Below are 20,388 nucleotides of genomic sequence, written 5' to 3'. Positions count from 1 at the left end.
GATAAACGCGACGCATGAAAGCAGCGGCAAAAACGCTCAAACCAAAACGTCAGGAAGAACAGGCCAACTTTATCAGTTGGCGTTTTGCGTTGCTGTGCGGCTGCATTTTACTGGCACTGTGTTTTCTGCTGGGGCGTGTGGCCTGGCTGCAAATCATCGCTCCGGATATGCTGGTGCGCCAGGGGGACATGCGTTCTCTGCGTGTGCAGGAAGTCTCGACATCACGCGGGATGATCACCGATCGCTCTGGTCGTCCGCTGGCCGTGAGCGTCCCGGTAAAAGCGATTTGGGCCGATCCGAAAGAACTGCATGATGCCGGCGGCATTACGCTGGATAATCGCTGGAAAGCGCTGGCTGATGCGCTGAAAATGCCGCTCGATCAGCTGGCGGCGCGGGTTAACGCGAATCCAAGAGGCCGCTTTATTTATCTGGCGCGTCAGGTAAACCCGGATCTTGGCGATTACATCAAAAAGCTGAAGCTTCCTGGTATTCATCTGCGTGAAGAATCCCGCCGTTACTATCCTTCCGGAGAAGTGACCGCTCACCTCATTGGTTTTACCAACGTCGACAGTCAGGGTATTGAAGGCGTTGAAAAGAGCTTTGATAAGTGGCTTACGGGTCAGCCGGGCGAACGTGTTGTGCGTAAAGATCGCTATGGTCGCGTCATTGAGGATATCTCTTCTACCGACAGCCAGGCGGCGCATAACCTGGCGTTGAGCATTGATGAACGCTTACAGGCGCTGGTGTATCGCGAACTGAATAACGCCGTCGCCTTTAACAAGGCGGAGTCGGGCAGCGCCGTGCTGGTGGATGTGAGCACTGGCGAAGTGCTGGCGATGGCGAACAGCCCGTCTTATAACCCGAACAACCTGACCGGTACGCAGAAAGATGTCATGCGTAACCGTACCATTACCGACGTGTTTGAGCCAGGTTCAACCGTCAAACCGATGGTGGTGATGACCGCGCTACAACGCGGCGTCGTGCGTGAAAATACTGTACTCAACACCATTCCCTACCGAATTAACGGTCACGAAATCAAAGACGTGGCGCGTTACAGCGAACTGACCCTGACCGGGGTTTTACAGAAGTCGAGTAACGTCGGTGTTTCTAAGCTGGCGTTAGCGATGCCGTCCTCAGCGTTAGTAGATACTTACTCACGTTTTGGGCTGGGAAAAGCGACCAATTTGGGGTTGGTCGGAGAACGCAGTGGCTTATATCCTCAAAAACAACGGTGGTCTGACATAGAGAGGGCCACCTTCTCTTTCGGCTATGGGCTAATGGTAACGCCGTTACAGTTAGCGCGAGTCTATGCAACGATTGGCAGCTACGGCGTCTATCGCCCGCTGTCAATTACCAAAGTTGACCCGCCCGTTCCGGGCGAGCGTATCTTCCCGGAATCTACCGTTCGTACCGTCGTGCATATGATGGAAAGCGTGGCGTTACCGGGCGGCGGCGGCGTGAAGGCCGCGATCAAAGGTTATCGCATCGCCATTAAAACCGGTACGGCAAAAAAAGTCGGGCCGGACGGGCGCTATATCAATAAATACATTGCGTATACCGCAGGCGTTGCGCCTGCGAGTCAGCCGCGCTTTGCGCTGGTTGTTGTTATCAACGATCCGCAGGCGGGTAAATACTACGGCGGCGCCGTTTCCGCGCCGGTCTTTGGTGCCATCATGGGCGGCGTACTGCGCACCATGAACATCGAACCGGACGCATTGGCAACGGGCGAGAAAAGTGAATTCGTAATTAATCAAGGCGAGGGAACAGGTGGCAGATCGTAATTTGCGCGACCTTCTTGCTCCATGGGTGCCGGGCGCACCGGAGCGAGCACTGCGGGAGATGACACTCGACAGCCGTGTGGCTGCATCGGGCGATCTCTTTGTGGCAGTAAAAGGTCATCAGGCGGACGGGCGTCGATATATCCCGCAGGCGATAGCGCAAGGTGTGGCTGCCATTATTGCAGAGGCAAAAGATGAGGCGACCGACGGTGAGATCCGTGAAATGCACGGCGTTCCGGTCATCTATCTTAGCCAGCTCAACGAGCGTTTATCTGCACTGGCTGGCCGCTTCTATCACGAACCCTCTGAAAGAATGCGTCTGGTGGGCGTGACCGGCACGAACGGTAAAACCACGACCACCCAACTGCTGGCGCAATGGAGCCAATTGCTCGGCGAAACCAGCGCAGTGATGGGTACGGTAGGTAATGGTCTGCTGGGCAAAGTGATCCCGACGGAAAATACCACCGGTTCAGCGGTGGATGTCCAGCATGTGCTGGCGGGACTGGTTGAGCAGGGCGCGACACTCGGCGCGATGGAAGTTTCTTCTCACGGCCTGGTGCAACACCGCGTCGCTGCGCTGAAATTTGCGGCGTCAGTCTTTACAAATTTAAGCCGCGACCACCTCGACTATCACGGTGACATGGAGCATTACGAAGCGGCGAAATGGCTGCTGTACTCCACGCATCACTGCGGTCAGGCGATTGTTAATGCTGATGATGACGCGGGTCGTCGCTGGCTGGCGAAACTGCCGGACGCGGTTGCCGTTTCGATGGAAGACCGTATTAATCCCAACTGCCATGGCCGTTGGTTGAAAGCCGTTGAGGTGAATTACCACGACAGCGGAGCGACCATTCGCTTTGCTTCCAGCTGGGGCGAAGGCGAGATTGAAAGCCGCCTGATGGGCGCGTTTAACGTCAGCAACCTTCTGCTGGCGCTGGCTACGCTGCTGGCGTTGGGTTATCCGTTGGCAGAACTGCTGAAAACAGCCTCCCGCCTGCAGCCCGTTTGCGGCCGCATGGAAGTCTTCAGTGCGCCGGGTAAACCGACCGTCGTTGTTGACTACGCCCATACGCCGGACGCGCTGGAAAAAGCGCTCGAAGCGGCACGCCTGCATTGCGCAGGCAAACTGTGGTGCGTCTTCGGTTGCGGCGGCGATCGCGATAAAGGCAAACGTCCGTTAATGGGCGCGATTGCTGAGCAATTTGCTGATGTGGCGGTGGTGACGGACGACAACCCGCGTACCGAAGAACCGCGCGCCATTATCAACGACATTCTTGCCGGAATGCTGGATGCCGGGCATGCGAAGGTGATGGAAGGCCGTGCCGAAGCCGTCACCAACGCCATTATGCAGGCGAAAGAAGACGACGTTGTACTGATCGCGGGTAAGGGTCATGAAGATTATCAGATCGTCGGCTCCCAGCGTCTCGACTATTCCGACCGTGTGACCGCCGCGCGCCTGCTGGGGGTTATCGCATGATTAACGTAACGCTCAGCCAACTGGCTGAGATTCTGCACGGCGAGTTGCAAGGTGCCGATTTGACGCTGGACGCGGTAACGACCGATACGCGTAAACTGACGCCGGGCTGCCTGTTTGTGGCGCTGAAAGGCGAACGCTTCGACGCCCACGATTTTGCCGATAAAGCGAAAGCAGGTGGGGCGGGGGCGCTGCTGGTCAGCCGTCCGCTGGATATCTCCCTCCCACAACTGATTGTCAAAGACACGCGTCTGGCGTTTGGCGAACTGGCGGCGTGGGTACGCGCACAGGTTCCGGCTCGCGTGGTGGCGTTAACCGGTTCATCCGGTAAAACATCGGTTAAAGAGATGACTGCGGCCATTCTGAGCCAGTGCGGAAACACCTTATACACCGCCGGCAATCTTAATAACGACATCGGCGTGCCGATGACGCTGCTACGTCTGAATCATGATTATGACTATGCGGTGATTGAATTAGGCGCTAACCACCAGGGTGAAATTGCCTGGACCGTCGGCCTGACGCGTCCGGAAGCGGCACTGGTGAACAATCTCGCTGCGGCGCACCTGGAAGGGTTCGGCTCGCTGGCGGGCGTGGCGAAAGCCAAAGGCGAAATCTTTACCGGTCTGCAGGAAAACGGCATTGCCATCATGAATGCCGATAACAACGACTGGCTGAACTGGCAGAGCATCATTGGCGATCGCACTATCTGGCGTTTTTCGCCCAATGCCGCCAACAGTGATTTTACGGCAACCAATATCCACGTGACGATGCACGGCACGACGTTTTCTCTGCAAACGCCGATGGGCAGCATTGATGTGCTGCTGCCGTTACCCGGTCGCCACAACATCGCTAACGCGCTCGCTGCCAGCGCGCTGTCGATGGCGGTTGGTGCGCCGCTCGAGGCTATCAAAGCGGGTCTGGCTAATTTAACGGCCGTACCTGGCCGTTTGTTCCCTATCCAACTGGCAGAAAACCAACTGCTGCTTGATGACTCCTACAACGCCAATGTGGGGTCGATGACCGCCGCCGTACAGGTCCTTTCTGAAATGCCGGGCTTCCGTGTGTTGGTGGTTGGCGATATGGCGGAACTGGGAGCGGAAAGCGAAGCGTGCCATGTGCAGGTTGGTGAGGCGGCGAAAGCGGCAGATATCGATTGTGTATTGAGTACAGGGAAACTGAGCCAGGCCATCAGTAACGCCAGCGGCGTCGGCGAACATTTTGCTGACAAATCTGCGTTGGTGACGCGTCTTAAGGCGCTGGTTGCAGAGCATCAGACAATGACTGTTTTAGTGAAAGGTTCACGTAGTGCCGCCATGGAAGAGGTAGTACGCGCATTACAGGAGAATGGGACATGTTAGTTTGGCTGGCCGAACATTTGGTCAAATATTATTCCGGCTTTAACGTCTTTTCGTATCTGACGTTTCGTGCCATCGTCAGCCTGCTGACCGCGCTGTTCATCTCTTTGTGGATGGGCCCGCGCATGATTGCCCGTTTACAAAAATTGTCGTTTGGCCAGGTTGTGCGTAACGACGGTCCGGAGTCGCACTTCAGCAAGCGCGGTACGCCGACCATGGGCGGCATTATGATCCTGACAGCGATTGTCGTTTCTGTGCTGCTGTGGGCTTACCCGTCTAACCCGTATGTCTGGTGTGTATTGGTCGTGCTGGTTGGCTACGGCATTATTGGGTTCGTCGATGACTATCGCAAAGTGGTCCGCAAAGACACGAAAGGCCTGATTGCGCGCTGGAAGTATTTCTGGATGTCCGTCATTGCATTAGGCGTGGCGTTTGCCCTCTATCTGGCGGGCAAAGATACGCCAGCCACTCAACTGGTGGTGCCGTTCTTTAAAGACGTGATGCCTCAGCTGGGGCTGTTCTACGTTCTGCTGGCGTACTTCGTGATTGTAGGTACGGGTAATGCGGTTAACCTGACCGATGGTCTTGATGGCCTGGCGATTATGCCGACCGTGTTTGTTGCGGCCGGTTTTGCGCTGGTGGCGTGGGCGAGCGGTAACATGAACTTCGCCAGCTACCTGCACATTCCCTATTTACGCCATGCCGGTGAACTGGTGATTGTCTGTACGGCGATTGTCGGCGCGGGGTTAGGCTTTCTGTGGTTTAACACCTATCCGGCACAGGTCTTTATGGGTGACGTCGGTTCACTGGCATTGGGCGGCGCGCTCGGGATTATCGCCGTGCTGCTGCGCCAGGAATTCCTGCTGGTGATTATGGGTGGGGTGTTCGTGGTGGAAACTCTGTCGGTCATCCTGCAGGTCGGTTCCTTTAAGCTGCGCGGACAGCGTATTTTCCGCATGGCGCCGATTCACCATCACTATGAACTGAAAGGCTGGCCGGAGCCGCGCGTTATTGTGCGCTTCTGGATTATTTCGCTGATGCTGGTGCTGATTGGCCTGGCAACGCTGAAGGTACGTTAATCATGGCTGATTACCAGGGTAAAAACGTCGTCATCATTGGTCTGGGTCTAACCGGACTTTCTTGCGTGGACTTTTTCCTGGCGCGTGGCGTGACGCCGCGCGTGATGGATACCCGCGCAACGCCGCCGGGACTGGAAAAATTGCCTGAAGCGGTTGAACATCACGTTGGCAGCCTGAACGACGAGTGGCTGTTAGCCGCCGATCTGGTGGTTGCCAGCCCTGGTATTGCCCTTGCGCACCCCTCATTACGTGCCGCCGCCGATGCGGGCATTGAAATTGTGGGTGACATTGAGCTGTTCTGTCGCGAAGCGCAGGCTCCCATTGTCGCTATCACCGGGTCGAACGGTAAAAGTACGGTAACGACGCTGGTCGGCGAAATGGCGAAAGCGGCGGGCGTTAACGTCGGCGTGGGCGGCAATATCGGCCTTCCGGCTCTGATGCTGCTGGATGACGATCGTGAACTCTATGTGCTTGAACTGTCCAGTTTCCAACTGGAAACCACGTCCAGCCTGCAGGCCGTTGCCGCAACAATTTTGAACGTCACGGAAGATCATATGGACCGATATCCATTTGGTCTTCAACAGTATCGCGCGGCGAAACTGCGCGTGTACGAGAATGCGAAAGTGTGCGTGGTCAATGCAGATGATGCGCTAACCATGCCGGTACGCGGCGCGGATGAGCGCTGCGTGAGTTTTGGCGTCAATATGGGTGACTATCACCTTAACCGTCAGCAGGGCGAAACCTGGCTGCGGGTCAAAGGCGAAAAAATACTGAACGTGAAGGAGATGAAGCTTTCCGGTCAGCATAACTACACCAACGCGTTGGCGGCGCTGGCGCTGGCGGACGCAGCAGGATTACCGCGTGCCAGCAGCCTGAAAGCGTTGACGACGTTTACCGGTCTTGCTCATCGCTTCCAACTGGCGCTGGAGCATAACGGCGTTCGCTGGATCAACGATTCTAAAGCGACCAATGTAGGCAGTACCGAAGCGGCGTTGAAGGGGCTACATGTCGATGGCACGCTGCATCTGCTGCTCGGTGGAGATGGTAAATCAGCGGATTTCTCTTCGCTGGGGCGTTATTTGAACGGCGATCGTGTTCGTCTGTACTGCTTTGGCCGCGACGGTGCGCAGCTGGCGGCACTGCGTCCGGAAGTGGGTGAACAGACGGAAACGATGGAAGAGGCGATGCGTTTGATTGCTCCGCGCGTGAAGCCGGGTGATATGGTGCTCTTGTCGCCAGCCTGCGCCAGCCTCGATCAGTTCAAGAATTTTGAGCAGCGGGGTGATGAATTTACCCGCCTGGCGAAGGAGTTGGGTTGATGCGTTTTTCTCTCCCTCGCCTGAGAATGCCGCGCCTGCCAGGATTTGGACTCCTGGCTGGGGGCTTTGCTGCGCTTAAGGGCTGGGTGATGGCTTCGCGTGACAAAGACGCGGACAGCCTGATTATGTACGACCGCATGTTGTTGTGGTTGACCCTGGGGCTTGCGGCTATCGGTTTCGTGATGGTGACGTCAGCGTCGATGCCCGTGGGGCAAAGACTGGCAAACGATCCGTTCCTGTTTGCCAAGCGTGATGCGCTGTATATCTTCCTGGCATTTTGCCTGGGGATGATCACGCTGCGTTTGCCGATGGAGTTCTGGCAAAAGTACAGCACCACGATGCTGATTGCGTCAATCATCATGCTGCTGATCGTACTGGTGGTGGGGAGTTCCGTTAACGGGGCATCGCGTTGGATTGCGCTGGGACCGCTGCGTATTCAGCCTGCGGAATTCACCAAGCTGTCGCTGTTCTGCTACCTCGCAAACTACCTGGTGCGTAAGGTCGACGAGGTACGTAATAACCTGCGCGGCTTCTTAAAACCGATGGGCGTGATCCTGGTGCTGGCGGTGCTTTTGCTGGCGCAGCCCGACCTCGGTACGGTGGTGGTGTTATTTGTGACCACGCTGGCAATGCTGTTTCTTGCCGGGGCGAAACTGTGGCAGTTCATTGCCATCATCGGGATGGGGATATCGGCGGTTGTTCTGCTGATCCTCGCCGAGCCTTATCGTATTCGCCGTGTGACCTCTTTCTGGAACCCATGGGAAGATCCCTTTGGCAGTGGTTACCAGTTGACGCAATCGTTGATGGCATTTGGTCGCGGTGAAGTCTGGGGGCAAGGACTGGGAAATTCGGTCCAAAAACTGGAGTACTTGCCGGAGGCGCATACCGACTTTATCTTCGCCATTATTGGGGAAGAACTGGGTTATATCGGTGTGGTATTGGCGCTTTTAATGGTATTCTTCGTCGCTTTTCGTGCGATGTCGATCGGGCGTAAAGCGCTGGAAATTGACCACCGTTTTTCCGGTTTTCTCGCCTGTTCGATCGGTATCTGGTTTAGTTTCCAGGCACTTGTCAACGTTGGCGCGGCTGCCGGTATGCTGCCGACCAAAGGTCTGACGCTGCCGCTGATCAGCTACGGTGGTTCGAGTTTGTTGATTATGTCGACAGCCATCATGTTTTTGTTACGTATTGATTATGAAACGCGTCTGGAAAAAGCGCAGGCGTTTACACGAGGTTCACGATGAGTGGTCAACCGAAGCGGTTAATGGTGATGGCAGGTGGTACCGGCGGGCATGTGTTCCCGGGATTGGCCGTTGCTCACCATTTAATGGCCCAGGGCTGGCAGGTTCGCTGGCTGGGCACCGCCGATCGTATGGAAGCGGATTTAGTGCCAAAACATGGCATTGAGATTGACTTCATTCGTATCTCCGGTTTGCGTGGCAAAGGGATCAAGGCATTACTTGCCGCCCCGCTGCGTATTTTTAACGCCTGGCGTCAGGCGCGCGCCATCATGAAACAGTTCAAACCCGACGTGGTGCTGGGCATGGGTGGCTATGTTTCAGGTCCCGGCGGTCTTGCCGCCTGGTCTTTAGGGATCCCGGTGGTCCTGCATGAGCAAAACGGCATCGCCGGTTTGACCAATAAATGGTTGGCGAAGATCGCGACCACGGTTATGCAGGCTTTTCCTGGCGCCTTCCCGAACGCGGAAGTCGTGGGTAATCCGGTGCGTACGGACGTGCTGGCGCTGCCGCTGCCGCAGGAGCGTCTGGCGGGGCGTGAAGGCCCGGTTCGTCTGCTGGTGGTTGGCGGCTCTCAGGGCGCTCGCGTCCTGAACCAGACGCTACCGCAGGTTGCCGCCAAACTTGGCGATGCGGTAACGATCTGGCATCAGAGCGGTAAAGGCGCGCAGCAAACGGTTGAACACGCTTATGCACAGGCGGGGCAACCGCAGCATAAGGTGACGGAATTTATTGACGACATGGCTGACGCTTATGCGTGGGCGGATGTGGTGGTTTGTCGTTCGGGCGCATTAACCGTGAGCGAGATTGCCGCCGCGGGTTTACCCGCGCTGTTTGTCCCGTTCCAGCATAAAGACAGGCAACAGTACTGGAATGCGCTGCCGCTGGAAAAAGCAGGTGCAGCAAAAATTCTTGAGCAGCCACAGTTTACCGTGGATGCCGTCGCCAGCACCCTTTCCGGGTGGTCGCGAGAAACTTTACTCACCATGGCAGAGCGTGCTCGCGCGGCATCGATTCCTGATGCCACAGAACGTGTCGCAAATGAAGTGAACCGGGCTGCCCGGGTGTAATTGTGGCGGTGCCTTTTGCATCGCATGAAATTTTGAAGTTAATGGCGTAAAGAATGAATACACAACAATTGGCAAAACTGCGTTCCATCGTGCCCGAAATGCGTCGCGTTCGGCACATTCACTTTGTCGGCATCGGCGGTGCTGGTATGGGCGGTATTGCCGAGGTTTTGGCCAATGAAGGGTATCAGATCAGTGGTTCCGATTTGGCACCGAATCCAGTTACGCAACAGTTAACGAGTCTTGGCGCCACTATCTTTTTCAACCATCGCCCGGAGAACGTCCGTGATGCGAGTGTGGTGGTAGTTTCCAGCGCTATTTCGGCGGATAACCCGGAGATTGTCGCCGCACATGAAGCGCGCATTCCGGTGATTCGCCGTGCAGAGATGCTGGCGGAATTAATGCGTTTTCGTCACGGTATCGCCATTGCCGGGACGCATGGCAAAACCACAACCACGGCAATGGTTTCCAGTATTTATGCCGAAGCGGGACTGGATCCGACCTTTGTGAACGGTGGTCTGGTCAAAGCGGCGGGCGTGCATGCGCGTCTTGGCCATAGCCGTTATCTGATTGCTGAAGCAGACGAGAGCGATGCGTCGTTCCTGCACCTGCAGCCAATGGTGGCGATTGTCACCAACATCGAAGCTGACCATATGGATACCTACCAGGGCGACTTCGAAAATTTAAAGCAGACGTTCATTAATTTTCTGCACAATTTGCCGTTTTATGGTCGTGCAGTGATGTGCGTTGACGACCCGGTGATCCGTGAGCTGCTGCCGCGTGTGGGGCGTCAGACCACGACCTACGGTTTTAGCGATGACGCGGATGTGCGTATTGAAGACTATCAGCAGATTGGCCCGCAGGGGCACTTCACGCTACTGCGCCAGGACAAACCTGCGCTGCGCGTGACGTTGAATGCCCCAGGTCGTCATAATGCGCTGAATGCGGCGGCTGCCGTAGCGGTGGCAACGGAAGAAGACATTGAAGACGAGGCAATCCTGCGTGCGCTGGAGAGCTTCCAGGGAACCGGACGCCGTTTTGATGTTCTTGGTGAGTTTCCGCTTGAGCCGGTAAACGGTAAAACCGGTACGGCCATGCTGGTCGATGATTACGGCCATCATCCAACGGAAGTTGACGCGACCATCAAAGCCGCTCGGGCTGGCTGGCCGGAGAAAAATCTGGTTATGTTGTTCCAGCCGCACCGTTTCACACGTACGCGCGATCTGTACGATGACTTCGCCAACGTATTGACCCAGGTCGATACGCTACTGATGCTGGATGTTTATGCGGCGGGAGAGGCCCCGATCCCTGGCGCGGATAGCCGCTCACTGTGCCGTACCATTCGTGGACGCGGCAAGATTGACCCGATTCTGGTATCCGACCCTGCTCAGGTGGCGGAAATGCTGGCACCGGTATTAACCGGCAATGATTTGATTCTGGTGCAGGGTGCGGGAAATATCGGCAAAATCGCACGTTCCTTAGCTGAAATCAAACTGAAGCCGCAAACTCGGGAGGAAGAACAACATGGCTGATAAGATTGCGGTCTTGTTGGGGGGAACCTCCGCTGAACGTGAAGTTTCGCTGAACTCCGGCGCCGCCGTGTTGGCTGGGTTGCGCGAGGGCGGCGTGGATGCGCATCCGGTGGATCCGCAAGAGGTTGACATCACCCTTCTGAAATCGATGGGTTTTCAGAAGGTGTTCATTGCGTTGCACGGGCGCGGTGGTGAAGATGGCACTTTGCAGGGGATGCTGGATCTGATCGGCCTGCCGTACACCGGCAGTGGCGTGATGGCATCTGCCATTTCAATGGATAAACTGCGCAGCAAATTACTGTGGCAAGGGGCTGGATTACCGGTCGCGCCGTGGGTGGCTTTAACGCGCGCTGAGTTCGAAAAAGGGCCTAGCGATGACGTCATGACGCAAATTTCTGCGCTGGGTTTACCGCTGATTGTGAAGCCGAGCCGTGAAGGTTCCAGCGTGGGAATGTCGAAAGTTGAAGAACAAAATGCTTTGCAAAGCGCATTAGCATTGGCTTTTCATCATGATGAAGAAGTATTGATTGAAAAATGGCTCAGCGGTCCAGAATTTACGGTAGCGATGCTCGGTGAAGAAATTTTACCGTCAATTCGTATCCAACCCGCTGGAACCTTCTATGATTATGAGGCGAAGTATCTGTCTGATGAGACACAATATTTCTGCCCTGCTGGTCTGGAAGTGGAGCAAGAGGCCGCGTTACAGGCATTAGTCCTGAAAGCGTGGACCGCGCTGGGCTGCAAAGGTTGGGGTCGTATCGATGTCATGAAGGACAGCGATGACCAGTTTTATCTGCTGGAAGCCAATACCTCTCCGGGTATGACCAGCCACAGTCTGGTGCCTATGGCGGCACGTCAGGCGGGCATGAGCTTCTCGCAGTTGGTGGTACGAATTCTGGAGTTGGCGGACTGATATGTCGCAGGCTGCGCTGAACACGCGAAACAGTGAAGAAGAACTCTCATCTTCACGCCGCAGTAATGGAACGCGTCTTGCAGGTATTCTTTTCCTGCTGACAGTGTTGTGCACCGTGTTTGTCAGCGGCTGGGTGGTGTTGGGCTGGATGGAAGACGCGCAGCGTTTGCCCTTGTCGAAACTGGTGCTGACCGGCGAGCGGCATTACACGCGCAATGATGATATCCGGCAGTCAATTCTGGCTCTCGGGTCGCCTGGCACCTTTATGACCCAGGACGTGAACATCATTCAGAGTCAGATTGAACGTTTGCCGTGGATTAAACAGGCCAGTGTCAGAAAACAGTGGCCTGATGAATTGAAGATTCATCTGGTTGAATATGTGCCGATTGCGCGTTGGAATGATCAACATATGGTGGATGTGGAAGGTAATGCCTTCAGCGTACCCACCGATCGGACCAGCAAGCAGGTTTTACCCATGTTATACGGCCCGGAAGGCAGCGCGAGTGAAGTGTTGCAAGGGTACCGTGAAATGGGGCAGGTGCTGGCTAAGGATAGATTCACCCTGAAGGAAGCGGCAATGACCGCACGTCGTTCCTGGCAGTTGACGCTGAATAACGATATTAAGCTCAATCTGGGTCGGGGCGACACCATGAAACGTTTGGCTCGCTTTGTAGAACTTTATCCGGTTTTACAGCAGCAGGCGCAAACCGATGGCAAACGGATTAGCTACGTTGATTTGCGTTATGACTCGGGGGCGGCAGTAGGGTGGGTTCCCTTACCTCCTGAGGAATCTAATCAGCAACAGAATCAGGCACAGGCAGAACAACAATGATCAAGGCGACGGACAGAAAACTGGTAGTTGGACTGGAGATTGGCACCGCGAAGGTTGCCGCTTTAGTAGGGGAAGTTCTGCCCGATGGTATGGTCAATATCATTGGCGTGGGCAGTTGCCCGTCGCGCGGTATGGATAAAGGCGGAGTGAACGACCTTGAGTCAGTGGTAAAGTGCGTACAGCGCGCCATTGACCAGGCTGAACTGATGGCGGATTGCCAGATCTCCTCGGTGTATCTGGCGCTTTCTGGGAAGCATATTAGCTGTCAGAATGAAATCGGCATGGTGCCGATCTCCGAAGAGGAAGTGACGCAGGAAGATGTGGAAAACGTGGTTCATACCGCAAAGTCGGTACGTGTTCGTGACGAACATCGTGTTCTGCACGTTATTCCGCAAGAGTACGCGATTGACTACCAGGAAGGCATCAAAAATCCTGTCGGTCTTTCCGGCGTGCGTATGCAGGCAAAAGTGCATTTGATTACGTGTCACAACGATATGGCGAAAAACATTGTCAAAGCCGTGGAACGTTGTGGCCTGAAAGTTGACCAATTGATATTTGCCGGACTGGCGGCCAGTTATTCCGTGTTGACGGAAGATGAACGTGAACTGGGCGTCTGCGTAGTGGATATTGGTGGTGGTACAATGGATATCGCCGTTTATACTGGCGGGGCGTTGCGCCATACCAAAGTGATCCCTTACGCAGGAAACGTAGTGACCAGTGATATCGCCTATGCCTTTGGTACGCCGCCGAGCGACGCCGAAGCCATTAAAGTGCGCCACGGGTGTGCGTTAGGCTCCATCGTTGGGAAAGACGAGAGCGTGGAAGTACCCAGCGTGGGCGGTCGACCGCCGCGCAGTCTGCAGCGTCAGACGCTCGCAGAGGTCATTGAGCCGCGGTATACCGAACTGCTCAATCTGGTCAACGAAGAGATACTGCAATTACAAGAACAGCTTCGCCAGCAGGGTGTGAAACATCATCTGGCGGCGGGGATTGTCTTAACCGGTGGTGCGGCGCAAATTGAAGGCCTTGCAGCCTGCGCCCAGCGCGTGTTCCATACGCAGGTACGTATTGGTGCGCCGCTGAATATCACCGGGCTGACGGATTATGCTCAGGAGCCGTATTACTCAACGGCGGTGGGGTTGCTTCACTACGGGAAAGAGTCCCATTTGAGTGGTGAAGCAGAAGTAGAAAAACGTGTTACGGCTTCAGTTGGCTCGTGGATCAAGCGACTTAATAGCTGGCTGCGAAAAGAGTTTTAATTTTTATGAGACCGGAGAAGATTAACGGTCTCAGGCGACAGGCACAAAACGGAGAGAAACTATGTTTGAACCTATGGAACTGACCAACGACGCGGTGATTAAAGTCATCGGCGTCGGTGGCGGCGGCGGTAATGCCGTTGAACACATGGTGCGCGAGCGCATTGAAGGTGTTGAATTCTTCGCAGTCAATACCGACGCTCAGGCGTTGCGTAAAACTGCTGTTGGCCAGACCATTCAGATCGGTAGCGGTATTACTAAAGGTCTGGGGGCGGGCGCAAACCCGGAAGTGGGTCGCAATGCGGCTGACGAAGATCGTGAAGCACTGCGTGCAGCGCTTGACGGGGCAGACATGGTGTTTATCGCAGCAGGCATGGGTGGCGGTACCGGTACTGGTGCAGCGCCAGTGGTTGCTGAAGTCGCAAAAGATTTAGGTATTCTGACCGTCGCTGTCGTGACTAAGCCTTTCAACTTTGAAGGCAAGAAGCGCATGGCATTCGCGGAGCAGGGTATCACCGAGCTGTCCAAACATGTGGACTCTCTGATCACTATCCCGAACGACAAACTGCTGAAAGTGCTGGGACGCGGTATCTCCCTGCTGGACGCATTTGGCGCAGCAAACGACGTGCTGAAAGGCGCGGTACAGGGTATCGCAGAGCTGATCACCCGTCCTGGCCTGATGAACGTCGACTTTGCCGACGTGCGCACCGTGATGTCCGAAATGGGCTATGCGATGATGGGCTCCGGCGTGGCGAGCGGTGAAGACCGTGCGGAAGAAGCGGCTGAAATGGCTATCTCTTCTCCGCTGCTGGAAGATATCGACCTGTCTGGCGCTCGCGGCGTACTGGTCAACATCACGGCGGGCTTCGATCTGCGTCTGGATGAGTTTGAAACCGTGGGTAACACTATCCGTGCATTTGCCTCGGATAACGCAACCGTGGTTATCGGTACGTCTCTTGACCCGGATATGAATGACGAACTGCGCGTCACCGTTGTTGCCACTGGAATTGGTATGGACAAACGTCCGGAAATCACCCTGGTCACCAACAAGCAGGTGCAGCAGCCAGTGATGGATCGCTACCAGCAGCACGGCATGGCGCCGTTGACGCAAGAGCAAAAACCAGTTGCTAAAGTGGTTAACGACAACACGCCGCAAACCACTAAAGAGCCGGATTATCTCGATATCCCTGCGTTCCTGCGCAAGCAAGCTGACTAAGAATTAGCTGGAATTTGGGTATCGTGGCTCTTTGTGCTAAACTGGCCCGCCGAATGTATAGTACACTTCGGTTGGATAGGTAATTTGGCGAGATTATACGATGATCAAACAAAGGACACTTAAACGTATCGTTCAGGCGACTGGCGTCGGTTTACATACCGGCAAAAAAGTCACCCTGACATTACGACCTGCGCCGGCCAACACCGGGGTCATCTATCGTCGCACCGACTTGAATCCACCGGTAGATTTCCCGGCCGATGCCAAATCTGTGCGTGATACCATGCTCTGTACGTGTCTGGTTAATGAGCATGATGTACGGATTTCAACCGTTGAGCACCTTAACGCTGCTCTGGCGGGCCTGGGCATCGATAACATTGTTATCGAAGTCAATGCTCCGGAAATCCCGATCATGGATGGCAGTGCTGCCCCGTTCGTCTACCTGCTGCTTGATGCGGGTATCGAAGAACTGAGTAGCGCGAAGAAATTTGTACGCATCAAAGAGACTGTTCGTGTCGAAGATGGCGACAAGTGGGCTGAGTTCAAGCCGTACAATGGTTTTACGTTGGATTTCACCATCGACTTTAACCATCCGGCGATCGACTCCAGTACACAGCGCTATGCGATGAACTTCTCTGCGGATGCGTTCATGCGCCAGATCAGCCGTGCGCGTACTTTCGGCTTCATGCGTGATATCGAATATCTGCAGTCCCGTGGTTTGTGCCTGGGCGGCAGCTTCGATTGTGCCATCGTTGTTGACGATTATCGCGTATTGAACGAAGACGGCCTGCGTTTTGAAGATGAATTTGTTCGTCACAAAATGCTTGATGCTATCGGTGACTTGTTCATGTGTGGTCACAACATTATCGGTGCATTTACCGCGTATAAATCCGGTCATGCGCTGAATAACAAACTGCTGCAGGCAGTCCTGGCTAAACAGGAAGCCTGGGAATTTGTGACCTTCCAGGACGACGCAGAACTGCCGTTGGCTTTCAAAGCGCCTTCGACTGTACTGGCATAACGACACACCCTGTCGCATAAATTCGACTGGTTAATCTGGCACTCTCTCCGGCCAGGTAAGCCAGTCGTTTTTTTTTGTCACGTGCCCGTCATTTTTCCTGATGCGATTTTTTATGTGTTGCTGAATCGAAATGCAGCGCGTTCGCTGCTTTCTTAAGCATTTTTACCCTTAGCTTTTTGTCATTCCTGCTGTAGTACAGCGGTATTAGTGATAAGATTTGTGCGCAAAAATAACGTTTAGAAAGCATAAACCCGACGATCGAGCTTTTAAGGTGGCAATGACGTGAGTGGAATACTGACGCGCTGGCGACAGTTAGGCAGACGGTACTTCTGGCCGCATCTCTTATTGGGGATGGTCGCGGCGAGCTTTGGTCTGCCCGCTCTCAGTAACGCTGCCGAGCCTAATACGCCAGCAAAAGCGACAGCCAGCAACCACGATCAATCTGCGAAGGTAAACTTTAGCCAGCTTGCGTTGCTGGAAGCAACCAACCGTCGCCCGAATTTTACCGTCGATTACTGGCATCAGCATGCGATTCGAACGGTTATTCGCCATCTTTCCTTCGCAATGGCGCCACAAGCGCTGCCCGTTGCTGAAGAACCGTTACCGCTTCAGGCGCATCATCTTGCTTTACTGAATACGCTCAGCGCCATGCTGACGCAGGAAGGCCAACCGCCTGCGATCGTGCGCCATCTGACGTACGCCCATTTTACACCTCAGGCCGCATTTAGCGTGTCTGTCTGGATTAGCCAGGCGCAAGGAATACGTGCCGGCCCTCAACGCCTCAGTTAACAACAAAAAAACCTTTAACACATTATTATGACTCCGCTTCGCGGGGCGTTTGAGATTTTATTATTATGCTAATCAAATTATTAACGAAAGTATTCGGTAGTCGTAACGATCGTACGTTGCGTCGCATGCGCAAAGCGGTCGGCGTGATTAATGCCATGGAACCGGAGATGGAAAAACTCTCCGATGACGAATTGAAAGCGAAAACAGCAGAGTTCCGTGCTCGTCTGGAGAAAGGTGAAAGCCTGGAAAGCCTGATTCCGGAAGCCTTTGCTGTTGTCCGTGAAGCCAGTAAGCGCGTCTTCGGTATGCGCCACTTCGACGTTCAGTTGCTCGGCGGTATGGTCCTTAACGATCGCTGCATCGCAGAAATGCGTACCGGTGAAGGTAAAACACTGACCGCAACGCTGCCTGCGTACCTGAATGCGCTGACGGGCAAAGGCGTTCACGTCGTTACCGTCAACGACTATCTGGCGCAGCGTGACGCCGAAAACAACCGTCCACTGTTTGAATTCCTCGGCATGAGCGTCGGCATCAACATGTCTGGCCTGCCTGCTCCTGCAAAACGTGAAGCGTACGCGGCGGACATCACTTACGGTACCAACAACGAATACGGCTTTGACTACCTGCGCGACAACATGGCGTTCAGCCCTGAAGAACGCGTTCAGCGTAAACTGTACTATGCGCTGGTGGATGAGGTGGACTCCATCCTGATCGATGAAGCACGTACGCCGCTTATCATTTCTGGTCCGGCTGAAGACAGCTCGGAAATGTATAAGAAAGTGAACAAAATCATTCCGCGTCTGGTACGTCAGGAGAAAGAAGACTCCGACACCTTCCAGGGTGAAGGCCATTTCTCCGTCGATGAGAAAGCCCGTCAGGTGAACCTGACCGAACGTGGTCTGGTACTGATTGAAGAACTGCTGGTGAACGAAGGCATCATGGACGAAGGTGAGTCGCTGTACTCTCCGGGCAACATTATGCTGATGCACCACGTAACCGCCGCGCTGCGTGCGCACGTGCTGTTTACCCGCGATGTAGACTACATCGTGAAAGACGGTGAAGTTATCATCGTTGACGAACACACCGGGCGTACCATGCAGGGACGTCGCTGGTCTGACGGTTTACACCAGGCCGTTGAAGCGAAAGAAGGCGTGGATATCCAGAACGAAAACCAGACGCTGGCCTCCATCACTTTCCAGAACTACTTCCGTCTGTACGAGAAACTGGCCGGTATGACCGGTACAGCAGATACCGAAGCGTTTGAATTCAGCTCTATCTACAAGCTGGATACCGTTGTGGTTCCGACCAACCGCCCGATGATCCGTAAAGACATGCCAGACCTGGTCTACATGACGGAAGCGGAAAAAATTCAGGCGATCATTGAAGATATCAAAGAGCGTACTGCGAATGGTCAGCCGGTGCTGGTCGGTACTATCTCCATCGAGAAATCCGAAGTGGTTTCTAATGAGCTGGTTAAAGCGGGTATCAAACATAACGTTCTGAACGCCAAATTCCATGCCAACGAAGCGGCGATCGTTGCACAGGCGGGTTACCCGGCTGCAGTGACCATCGCGACCAACATGGCGGGTCGTGGTACCGATATCGTGCTGGGTGGTAGCTGGCAGGCTGAAGTGGCTGAGCTGGAAAATCCAACGCCGGAACAGATTGCGCAGATTAAAACAGACTGGCAGGTGCGTCATGATGCGGTGCTGGCATCGGGCGGTTTACACATCATTGGTACCGAACGTCACGAATCTCGTCGTATCGATAACCAGCTTCGTGGCCGTTCTGGTCGTCAGGGCGACGCCGGTTCTTCTCGTTTCTATCTGTCGATGGAAGATGCGCTGATGCGTATCTTCGCCTCTGACCGTGTTTCAGGCATGATGCGTAAACTCGGCATGAAACCGGGCGAAGCCATTGAGCACCCGTGGGTAACTAAAGCGATTGCTAACGCCCAGCGTAAAGTGGAAAGCCGTAACTTCGATATTCGTAAGCAGCTGCTGGAATATGATGATGTGGCGAACGATCAGCGTCGCGCTATCTACAGCCAGCGTAATGAACTGCTGGATGTGAGTGACGTAAGCGAAACCATCAACAGCATCCGCGAAGATGTGTTCAAAGTCACCATCGATGCCTATATTCCGCCGCAGTCGCTGGAAGAGATGTGGGATGTTCCAGGGCTGCAGGAACGCCTGAAAAACGATTTTGATCTCGACATGCCGATTTCAGAGTGGCTGGATAAAGAACCTGAACTGCACGAAGAAACGCTGCGTGAACGTATCCTGGCGCATGCTATCGATGTTTATCAGCGTAAAGAAGAGGTGGTCGGTGCAGAAATGATGCGCCACTTCGAGAAGGGCGTTATGCTGCAAACACTCGATTCGCTGTGGAAAGAGCACCTGGCGGCGATGGATTACTTGCGTCAGGGTATCCACCTGCGTGGCTATGCGCAGAAAGATCCGAAGCAGGAATATAAACGTGAATCTTTCGCCATGTTTGCCTCTATGCTGGAGTCACTGAAATACGAAGTGATCAGTACGCTGAGCAAAGTTCAGGTTCGCATGCCGGAAGAAGTTGAAGCCATGGAACAGCAGCGTCGTGAAGAAGCTGAACGTTTGGCGCAAATGCAACAGCTGAGCCATAAAGGTGATGATTCCGCTGTGGCAGAAGAGTTGGCTGCGCAAACGGGCGATCGCAAAGTGGGTCGTAATGATCCATGTCCTTGCGGTTCCGGTAAAAAATACAAACAGTGCCATGGTCGTCTGAGCTAAGGTCTGAATAAAAATGGTAAAGGCGCAGATATCTGCGCCTTTTTTATGGACGAGATAATATGAAAATACTGCAAATCGCGGTGGGCATTATTCGCAACGACGCGGGGGAGATCTTCATTACTCAACGCGCCGCAGATGCCCATATGGCAAATAAGCTGGAATTTCCTGGTGGGAAAATTGAATTGGGTGAAACGCCGGAACAGGCGCTGATTCGCGAACTACAGGAAGAGGTAGGCATTACGCCTCAAGGTGCGACGTTATTTGATACGCTGGAATACCAGTTCCCGGATCGGCATATCACCCTCTGGTTCTGGCTGGTCGAAAGCTGGGAAGGGGAGCCGTGGGGAAGGGAAGGACAACCCGGTCAGTGGATTGCTCAGAGCGAGCTGGATGCGAAAGATTTTCCGCCAGCAAATGAACCTGTTATTACGAAGTTAAAGCAGAATATGTAGTTCGTAGGCCGGATAAAGCGCTGCCGCCATCCGGCAAAGAATGGCGGGGGCGCTGCGCCTGGCCGCCCGGATCAGCAGTAGAACTACTGCTGTTCTTCGCTCCAGTCATCACTCTCTGACAGATCGCCAGAACTGGGAATGCGTTTTTCTTCGGCGGCCCATTCACCTAAATCGATCAACTGACAGCGTTTGGAACAGAACGGACGAAATGGACTGGCTTCGCTCCAGACAACATTTTTACCGCAGGTTGGGCAGTTTACGATGGTTTGTTCAGACATTTTCGCTCCTTAAACTCACTT

17 protein-coding genes are annotated in these 20,388 nt (G+C 54.4%); 16 read left to right on the top strand and 1 reads right to left on the bottom strand.

Going from position 1 to position 20,388, the window contains the following annotated elements; translation table 11 throughout:
- Window positions 1-14 precede the first annotated feature (14 nt).
- From ftsI to mutT, 16 genes are all read left to right on the top strand, one after another.
- Window positions 15-1,781 carry a peptidoglycan glycosyltransferase FtsI gene (gene ftsI / locus P2W74_RS19120; RefSeq protein WP_276292846.1) on the top strand — a complete coding sequence of 589 codons (1,767 nt, stop codon included), beginning with the start codon at window positions 15-17 and terminating at the stop codon, window positions 1,779-1,781.
- Window positions 1,768-3,255: a UDP-N-acetylmuramoyl-L-alanyl-D-glutamate--2,6-diaminopimelate ligase gene (gene murE, locus P2W74_RS19115; RefSeq protein ID WP_276292845.1), complete on the top strand. Its 1,488-nt coding sequence runs from the start codon at window positions 1,768-1,770 to the stop codon at window positions 3,253-3,255. The genes ftsI and murE overlap by 14 nt, the downstream gene beginning before the upstream one ends.
- The gene (gene murF / locus P2W74_RS19110; protein WP_276292844.1) at window positions 3,252-4,610 is read left to right on the top strand and encodes a UDP-N-acetylmuramoyl-tripeptide--D-alanyl-D-alanine ligase; all 1,359 of its coding nucleotides are present in this window, start codon (window positions 3,252-3,254) and stop codon (window positions 4,608-4,610) included. The genes murE and murF overlap by 4 nt, the downstream gene beginning before the upstream one ends.
- A complete protein-coding gene (gene mraY / locus P2W74_RS19105) occupies window positions 4,604-5,686 on the top strand; it encodes a phospho-N-acetylmuramoyl-pentapeptide-transferase (RefSeq protein ID WP_203358930.1) in 1,083 nt (360 codons plus the stop codon). The genes murF and mraY overlap by 7 nt, the downstream gene beginning before the upstream one ends.
- A 2-nt stretch (window positions 5,687-5,688) precedes the next feature.
- Window positions 5,689-7,005 (top strand): UDP-N-acetylmuramoyl-L-alanine--D-glutamate ligase, encoded by a 1,317-nt coding sequence (murD, locus tag P2W74_RS19100; RefSeq protein ID WP_276292843.1) that lies wholly within the window; start codon window positions 5,689-5,691, stop codon window positions 7,003-7,005.
- Window positions 7,005-8,249, top strand: a complete 1,245-nt coding sequence (ftsW, locus tag P2W74_RS19095; protein ID WP_276292842.1) for a cell division protein FtsW — start codon at window positions 7,005-7,007, stop codon at window positions 8,247-8,249. Before murD ends, ftsW begins: the two co-directional genes overlap by 1 nt.
- Window positions 8,246-9,313 (top strand): undecaprenyldiphospho-muramoylpentapeptide beta-N-acetylglucosaminyltransferase, encoded by a 1,068-nt coding sequence (gene murG, locus P2W74_RS19090; protein WP_276292841.1) that lies wholly within the window; start codon window positions 8,246-8,248, stop codon window positions 9,311-9,313. Before ftsW ends, murG begins: the two co-directional genes overlap by 4 nt.
- Before the next feature lie 53 nt (window positions 9,314-9,366).
- A complete protein-coding gene (murC, locus tag P2W74_RS19085; RefSeq protein ID WP_276292840.1) occupies window positions 9,367-10,842 on the top strand; it encodes a UDP-N-acetylmuramate--L-alanine ligase in 1,476 nt (491 codons plus the stop codon).
- Window positions 10,835-11,755: a D-alanine--D-alanine ligase gene (locus tag P2W74_RS19080; RefSeq protein ID WP_276292839.1), complete on the top strand. Its 921-nt coding sequence runs from the start codon at window positions 10,835-10,837 to the stop codon at window positions 11,753-11,755. The genes murC and P2W74_RS19080 overlap by 8 nt, the downstream gene beginning before the upstream one ends.
- Before the next feature lies 1 nt (window position 11,756).
- Entirely contained in the window at window positions 11,757-12,587 is an 831-nt protein-coding gene (ftsQ, locus tag P2W74_RS19075; RefSeq protein ID WP_276292838.1) for a cell division protein FtsQ, read from the top strand.
- Window positions 12,584-13,846, top strand: a complete 1,263-nt coding sequence (ftsA, locus tag P2W74_RS19070; RefSeq protein ID WP_003018755.1) for a cell division protein FtsA — start codon at window positions 12,584-12,586, stop codon at window positions 13,844-13,846. Before ftsQ ends, ftsA begins: the two co-directional genes overlap by 4 nt.
- Window positions 13,847-13,907: 61 nt before the next feature.
- Window positions 13,908-15,059, top strand: a complete 1,152-nt coding sequence (gene ftsZ, locus P2W74_RS19065; protein WP_003018753.1) for a cell division protein FtsZ — start codon at window positions 13,908-13,910, stop codon at window positions 15,057-15,059.
- A 100-nt stretch (window positions 15,060-15,159) separates the two neighbouring features.
- The gene (gene lpxC, locus P2W74_RS19060) at window positions 15,160-16,077 is read left to right on the top strand and encodes a UDP-3-O-acyl-N-acetylglucosamine deacetylase (RefSeq protein ID WP_164563127.1); all 918 of its coding nucleotides are present in this window, start codon (window positions 15,160-15,162) and stop codon (window positions 16,075-16,077) included.
- Window positions 16,078-16,359: 282 nt separating this feature from the next.
- Window positions 16,360-16,866, top strand: coding sequence for a secA translation cis-regulator SecM (gene secM / locus P2W74_RS19055; RefSeq protein ID WP_276292837.1), 507 nt, complete (start codon window positions 16,360-16,362; stop codon window positions 16,864-16,866).
- 65 nt (window positions 16,867-16,931) lie between these two features.
- Window positions 16,932-19,637 carry a preprotein translocase subunit SecA gene (gene secA, locus P2W74_RS19050; RefSeq protein ID WP_276292836.1) on the top strand — a complete coding sequence of 902 codons (2,706 nt, stop codon included), beginning with the start codon at window positions 16,932-16,934 and terminating at the stop codon, window positions 19,635-19,637.
- Between the two features lie 59 nt (window positions 19,638-19,696).
- Window positions 19,697-20,089: an 8-oxo-dGTP diphosphatase MutT gene (mutT, locus tag P2W74_RS19045; protein WP_276292835.1), complete on the top strand. Its 393-nt coding sequence runs from the start codon at window positions 19,697-19,699 to the stop codon at window positions 20,087-20,089.
- A gap of 83 nt (window positions 20,090-20,172) precedes the next feature.
- Here mutT and yacG read toward each other — a convergent pair whose 3' ends face one another.
- Window positions 20,173-20,367: a DNA gyrase inhibitor YacG gene (yacG, locus tag P2W74_RS19040; protein ID WP_276292834.1), complete on the bottom strand. Its 195-nt coding sequence runs from the start codon at window positions 20,365-20,367 to the stop codon at window positions 20,173-20,175.
- Between the last annotated feature and the right edge of the window lie 21 nt (window positions 20,368-20,388).

The organism is Citrobacter enshiensis (assembly GCF_029338175.1).
Classification (GTDB): domain Bacteria; phylum Pseudomonadota; class Gammaproteobacteria; order Enterobacterales; family Enterobacteriaceae; genus Citrobacter_D; species Citrobacter_D enshiensis.
This window is presented reverse-complemented; position numbering and strand designations above follow the sequence as displayed.